Origin of the sequence: Barnesiella sp. An22 (genome assembly GCF_002159975.1) — a bacterium.
GTDB lineage: Bacteria > Bacteroidota > Bacteroidia > Bacteroidales > Barnesiellaceae > Barnesiella > Barnesiella merdigallinarum.
In genome coordinates, this window is sequence record NZ_NFJR01000030.1 from 1 (window position 1) to 6,651 (window position 6,651).

General features: G+C 46.8%; 8 protein-coding genes. All 8 read right to left on the reverse strand.

All coding sequences use genetic code 11. The features are described 5' to 3' along the window. Window positions 1-2,254 (reverse strand): TraG family conjugative transposon ATPase (locus B5F38_RS13810; RefSeq protein ID WP_087409706.1); only part of this gene is annotated, 2,254 nt, incomplete at its 3' end. Next, window positions 2,251-2,583: a DUF4133 domain-containing protein gene (locus B5F38_RS13815; protein ID WP_005801790.1), complete on the reverse strand. Its 333-nt coding sequence runs from the start codon at window positions 2,581-2,583 to the stop codon at window positions 2,251-2,253. The genes B5F38_RS13810 and B5F38_RS13815, both read right to left, overlap by 4 nt. A 2-nt stretch (window positions 2,584-2,585) precedes the next feature. After that, complete coding sequence (locus tag B5F38_RS13820; RefSeq protein ID WP_005801791.1) at window positions 2,586-2,882, reverse strand: DUF4134 domain-containing protein; 297 nt, start codon at window positions 2,880-2,882, stop codon at window positions 2,586-2,588. A gap of 296 nt (window positions 2,883-3,178) precedes the next feature. Beyond that, on the reverse strand, window positions 3,179-3,511 hold the full coding sequence (locus B5F38_RS13825; protein ID WP_005801793.1) for a hypothetical protein: 333 nt from the start codon (window positions 3,509-3,511) through the stop codon (window positions 3,179-3,181). A 150-nt stretch (window positions 3,512-3,661) separates the two neighbouring features. Next, window positions 3,662-4,321 carry a DUF4122 family protein gene (locus B5F38_RS13830; protein WP_241147875.1) on the reverse strand — a complete coding sequence of 220 codons (660 nt, stop codon included), beginning with the start codon at window positions 4,319-4,321 and terminating at the stop codon, window positions 3,662-3,664. A 106-nt stretch (window positions 4,322-4,427) separates the two neighbouring features. Continuing rightward, window positions 4,428-4,880: a DUF3408 domain-containing protein gene (locus B5F38_RS13835; RefSeq protein WP_055172659.1), complete on the reverse strand. Its 453-nt coding sequence runs from the start codon at window positions 4,878-4,880 to the stop codon at window positions 4,428-4,430. 2 nt (window positions 4,881-4,882) lie between these two features. Then, entirely contained in the window at window positions 4,883-5,320 is a 438-nt protein-coding gene (locus tag B5F38_RS13840; RefSeq protein WP_005801797.1) for a DUF3408 domain-containing protein, read from the reverse strand. Between the two features lie 5 nt (window positions 5,321-5,325). Then, entirely contained in the window at window positions 5,326-6,081 is a 756-nt protein-coding gene (locus B5F38_RS13845) for a ParA family protein (protein WP_087409705.1), read from the reverse strand. Between the last annotated feature and the right edge of the window lie 570 nt (window positions 6,082-6,651).

The following is a 6,651-nucleotide window of genomic DNA, read 5'->3' on the forward strand; positions in this document are numbered from 1 at the left end:
TGTCGGTCAGGCCCAGCAGGGACTGGATTTCATCGAACTTGTTGACATACTTCCGCTGGTCCAACAAGATCTTGCAGTCACTGTTGTTGATGATGGTTCCCTTGACAATGGGTGACGATATGATGTCTTCCACTTCTTGGGTAACGACAACAGCCTCTCCGAAAAACTTTCGGACGGTCTTGAAAAGGTAGCGGATATAGTTGCTCATATTGGCGGATGCCAATGCCTTCCAACATTCCTCAATGAGTATCATCTTTCGGATACCTTTCAGCTTTCGCATCTTGCTGATGAAAGTTTCCATGATGATGATGGTGACAATCGGAAGCAGCACCTTGTTGTCACGGATATTGTCCAGCTCGAAAACAATAAACCGTTTGCCAAGCAAATCAAGCTGTCTGTCGGAATTCAACAGGAAGTCATACTCGCCACCCTTGTAATAAGGTTCCAGTACATTCAGGAAGCCCCACACGTCAAAATCCTTCTCCCGTGTACGCTTGGTCTTCAGGATTTCCTGATACTCGTCGCGGATGAACTCATAGAAGGTGTTGAAGGACGGAACCACGGTACTGTCCGTGCGGATCTTCTCCAGAAAGAGATTGACCGCGTTGGAGAGCGCTACCTCCTCGGCACGTGTCGGCGGCTCGTCGTCACGTTTCCACAGGGTAAGGATAAGCGTCTTGATGGACTCCTTTTTTTCGATATCAAAAGTACCGTCCTCCACGTAGAAAGGATTGAAGGCTATCGGATCGCTCTCCTCATAGGTGAAATAGATGCCGTCCTCGCCATGTGTGCGGGCATGGATAAGGCTGCACAGTCCCTGATAGGAATTTCCCGTGTCCACCAGCAGCACATGCGCTCCCTGTTCGTAATACTGGCGCACCATGTGGTTGGTGAAAAATGACTTTCCGCTGCCCGAAGGTCCGAGGATGAACTTGTTGCGGTTGGTAATCGTACCGTTCTTCATCGGCAGGTCGGAAATATCCAGATGGACAGGCTTTCCGGTCAGACGGTCCACTATGCGGATGCCGAACGGCGAGAGCGAATCCTTGTAGGACGTTTCCCCGATGAACAGGCACAGGGCCTGCTCGATGAAGGTGTAGAAACTTTCCTCAGACGGAAAATCACCGGCATTACCGGGAATGGCCGCCCAGAAGAGTGTAGGTACATCGACGGTATTGTGACGGGGCTTGGCCTCCATCAGGGCAATCTGGCTGCCCACATCATTCTTGATACGCTTCAACTTCTCGCGGTCGTCGCTCCATGCAAAGACATTGCAATGCGCACGGATGGAAGTGAGCCCCTTGCTGTGTGCCTCGTTCAGGTACTCCTCAATCCATTCACGGTTGATTTGGTTGGAACGGCTGTAACGGGACAGCGAGTGCATGTTACGGGCAGTCTGCTCGAACTTCCTCAGGTTCTCCGCCGAATCGTCTATGAAGAGATACTGGTTCACGATATGGTTGCACGTGAGCAGTATCCCTATCGGTGCGGCAAAGGACAGGCGGCAGTCGCTGCGGTCCGTGGACAGCCGTTCATAACGGCTGTCCGTACCCACGGATGACGGCAAATCCTCCGTCTCGGAGAGGGTATGCAGACAGAGCACATTGTCTCCGACCTTCATTTCCCCGGCTCCGAGGGTGATGTCCTGCAGACTGGTCGTCTCCTCCTGCGAGAGCGAGAAATACTTTTCGATAATGCCCGCGGAGGTTTCCGTACCGATAATCTCTTCGTCCGTCAGCCTGACCATGCGGACCAGGCCGCTGTCGTTCACGATACGCTCGAACTGCCCGCAGCATTCCAGGAACCGTGCGACGGTATCCTTGTCCTGCATCTCCTTGGGGATGATGAACCCACGCGTGAGGGCATTGAAGCTGCTGGTCGTGCGGCTGTGCTCCTTCGTGGTCTTGGTCAGGAACAGATAGCAGGTATGGTTCAGGTACGGCCGCTCATTGAAATGTCTTTCAAAACTGCGGCTGAGGAAACTCAGGTCATCCCGGCAGATGTCGGGCCTGTAGCTCTCCTCGATGAAGATGTCCTGCTTGTGGACAATGCTGTAGTTCGGCAGAACCCGGACAGCCTTCGCCCATGTGGAATGAAGGGCCTCGTATTCGGCGCGTGTCAACGTGAACACTTCCGGCAGCTCCACCCTGTAGGCCACGGTAATGTCGGCATCCTTGCTGATGATGCACCCGTGCTCGACGGCCATCAGCGGAAACCGGCTTTCCAACGTGGCGGCTTTCATTACATTTCTCATACATTACGTTTTTTCGGAGTTGGACAAATCAACCGGAGAAAACCTTTCCGGCTGATGATGTAGCGGGGATGGCGGCGCAGCGCCTGCAATTTCATCAGTCCCCATTCACCGTATTTCGCATTCAGGCGGAAAGTCACCCAGACAAGCACCGAAGCGCAGATGACACCGAAACCGATACATACCCACTGGTCGATACCTGCCATGTACATGATGACAAACAGGACGAACAGGGCGAGCAGTCCGCCGGCGAAGATGAACAGGTACTGGCTTTTCAGCCCCTTGAACTCAGGGCTGCGGCCGATTCCCTTGTTGATAGGATACTCCGCCATAATCAGAGGAAGAATGAGCGTAAGATTGTGGCGGCTACGATTAAAAAGATACAGGCGCCGAACCAGCTGGCTGCCGTCTTGGAGGTGTCGGGATCTCCCGAGGAAAACTTGGAATAGACCTTCACGCCTCCGATAAGGCCGACCACGGCTCCGATGGCATAAATCAGTTTGGTTCCCGGATCGAAATAGGAAGTGACCATGTTGGTGGCTTCAGTGATACCGCCGATACCGTTACCCTGGGCGAAAGCCCCTGTCGTTGCAAGCAGCATCATGGCTGCAAAAAAGAATCTTTTTTTCATGTGTCGAAACTTTTAATTGGTGAGACAAAAAATGATTTCGACCACGAATATATAACGCTTAATTCATTGATTTACAACACTGACGATGCGTGACATCGGGTGTCATTACGTTACATCGGAAAGGGATTTCCAAGCGATATGAAAAAGAATTTTTGGCAGCCGATTGAAAAAAGGAGAATATAAAAACGGGCACTCTCCATGAAAAAATGAGAACGCTGCAACTTGTCAGAATCAAAAAAGCAAAGTCTGAAAACCGGGCGGCTTTCAGACTTCGCTTCATGTCATGTGAACGCAGTTTACTCTGCTGCTGAATCGGAAGAGAAGACACGCTGTTTCCTCCGTTCCTCCTTTTTCTCTTTTTGCAGCTTCTTTTTGAATTCCATTTCCTTCAGAATCTGTTTCAGCGGCCTGACAGTTTCAGGCTGCTCACGCTTGAACCTCTTGAAGTAGATATCCTCTATGAACTGCGGAAGCGGAACTTTCCACGGCTCCTGTCTGTGGTTATCAATCTTCCCGAGTTTGTCAGGATTCAGACCAAGTTCACGTGCCATCTGCACATGCCTGTCCGACAGACGGTGACGCTTCTGGGCAGCCATCCATTTTTCCAATATTGCTTTTGTTACTGCCATAATCATTCATTTTTTGCAAAGGTACGAATCTTGCCATTATGATAAGGATATGACTATTTGTATTTTATCCGACGTTGTTTTCTGAAAATGAAGAAGGCACGCCGATATCACATCGACATGCCCCCAAAAATATGGCAACAAAAGAAACAATTAAACGAATTTACCTATATCGAAAACTTCTTTTTTCTTCGGAGTACCCCTTCGTCTTAAAAGCGGTTTTCCGGCTTCATCCAGATATTCGTTGAGCAGATGCCCGATTTTATGCTGGCATCCGATTTCGTTTTCAAGAAGATTCAATATTTCCGTACCGGATAACTTGTGATAAATTGTCATGCTCGCACGAAAAGCCTTCTGTTCATCACGGGTAGCGGAAGTCAACACTTCCACAACATTATTCATTTCCTCGAATGTCATTGCCGTGTTGAAATCAGGATCAGGTTCCGCACCCACCGGAGCCATAAGTTCTTCCTTTTCCTCCTTGGTCAATCCTTTGTTTTCCTGTACCACATCCTCGGGATTGATTTCTTCATCTTCTTCTATAGGTTCCCTAACCAATGGTTCGGAATGTGTTGGCTTTTTTCTTGCCACATCAGGGTCTTCCAGATAGACGATTCTGGTCTTGCCAATCACGTCATTATCGTCAACCTGAGAAGGCCGTTCTACAGTTACAGGCTTCTCCTGTACCACTTTTGTTTCCGGCACATTTTTCTTACGCCTTGCCTTTTTCCTGGCTTTTTCGGCTTTCTTTTCCCTGTATATCCGATATTCTTTACGATATTTCCATAACTTGATACGGGCTATACGCATCATACGGTACACTTTCTCCCATGTGTCATACACTTGCTGGCTGAAAATGAATATCCACAATCTGTATAATATGAAGATAGCGCACAGGACTTTGACTGCGAAATAAATTTTAATTTCCATAATCAGCTTTCTTTTCTTCGTACAATTTTATAATCTCAGGTGAATATTTTTTCAGATGCTCGTCCACAATATTATTGATGTAGCCGGACATGGTAGCTTTGGGGTCTATGACCAAAAGCATGTATTTGATTATACAGGCATTCTCCTGCTCGATACAGACTTGTGCCCGCTTTGCCAACGGTTTACAAGTAAGGTATTTTTCTTTGTAAATGGCACATCGCTCATCAATGCCGGGCGATTCTTTCTTTTGTTCAGGAAGGTTTACCGGTTCTGCATTTTTCACAGCCTCATTTGATTTGGCTGTATCCTTTTGTTTCAAACCGGACTTTCTGCCGAAAGTCATTTGTATAAGCCTTGCAGAAGCATGAATGGCTATCACTAATACAATAAATACCATGATAATAACGACTACAATAGTCATAGTGTCAAAAAAGTCTCCCATAATTATTTTTTATATAAAGGTTCATTATTGATTTGATTATAATAGAGGCCGTCTATTTCCTCCTTATATTGCTCGAAATGAGCGGTCAGTACATTGTCAATGAATTTCGACATACTGATTTTGGGGGCTACAACCGATAAGAATTTCTGTATAAGCCGATAATTGTCGATACCGATATAAGCCTGCTGCCTTTGCAGAACATTTCCTCCCGAAAGGAACTCTTTGCGGTACGAATCCGTGACGTCCTTTCGTTTTTTTGGTTTGCCTGTACTTTTCTCAACAGTTACAGGTCCCGGATTGTCCGCTTCGCACTCATTCCCATCGGATTCATCAGTGGTTATTACATCATCCACGGATATGTCTTTCCCATAATTGGGTATATCCCCGGCCATAATGCCTCTGATCATCTCTTCGTTCACGGTTACTTGTTTTTTTGCCATAGTATTTATTTTTTGAATTTGACCAATAGTTCTTCCGCCAATTCTGTCAGCCCGCTACCCTTCAACGATTTGGCTGGAGGAGGAAACAAGGTACAACGAAAGAAGTTTCGGGTTGTCAAGGATAGTTCCTTGTTGTAGCGGTTGGTTTCTGGGATGATGGTATCCAATACCGTAAATTCCAATTTTTGCATGATGATATTGTAAGCGTCGAAAACTTCCGTGGAAGCGCGGGCATCTTTACGGGTCCAGAAAAAGAGGAATTCTCGCAAGGGAGCTTCCTTGCTTGTCTTGGCATAGTCCCATACGATAGTTGAGAACGAAAGACTGCTTTGCATTACAATACGGTCAGGAATAATCGGGGTTATCACATAGTCCATGTTCACGATGGTGTTGATTACGCCGGAAGAATTCACTGTTCCGGGCAAGTCCACGATAATCAAATCGTAATTCCCATTATTCATAAGTTTCTCCGCGGCATCACGGGCATTTTCCGCTTTTGAGCCGACAATCGTATAGGCTTTCTTCCGGATACGTTCGTACTGGGATTTCAACAGTTGTTTGAAATAATCACTGTTTTCAACAGTACGCATATCCCTTTCTTTCATGCGTACCAAGCTGTACTGCGGATAATCGCAGTCGATGACAGCTACATTCAGTCCTTTCAGGTAATGATAATACCCGGCAAGCATAATCGTCATGGTCGATTTACCCACTCCGCCTTTCTGGTTGCAAACGGCAACTAAAACTGTGTCTTTTTTCATTTTTCTTTCTTTTTTATAGTTAAACATTAATCGGATTCAGTATTCCGGTAAGTAAGGAATGACTGGATATATGCCGTAATACGGTATCTGATCCATTCAGTCCGACGGTCATTACTGCACATCACAAGTCTGTCTGTCAGACATTCCTTACTGCCTGTGTGCAGTACTCCATTCGTGTATCATTCCAGTCATACATTCTCTCATCCAGACAGTCAGTCAGCAGGTCCTTCAGACACTCTTTACCGCACATATTCTGTCGTTCATGCCGCAAATAAAAAGGAAAATTTTCATACCGGCACTATGTTTCGGGTGAGGTGACGACTCGTGTCATCAAATGACATCTTGTTTCATATAACATACTGTTTTATAGGTAGATATACCGCCATAACTTTGCCACCAACAACGGAATGGATGCCGGATGGAGCTATCCCGAAGCCGAAGAATGAGGCTGAAGGTCAAACCTCAATTTGACTTCAGGCAAATTCATGTTCAAGCGAACATAGCAAGTTGTGTTTTGGGCAGCCCGAAATGATTCGGGCATCCCAAAACAAACTTGCCACTCGCCTGAAG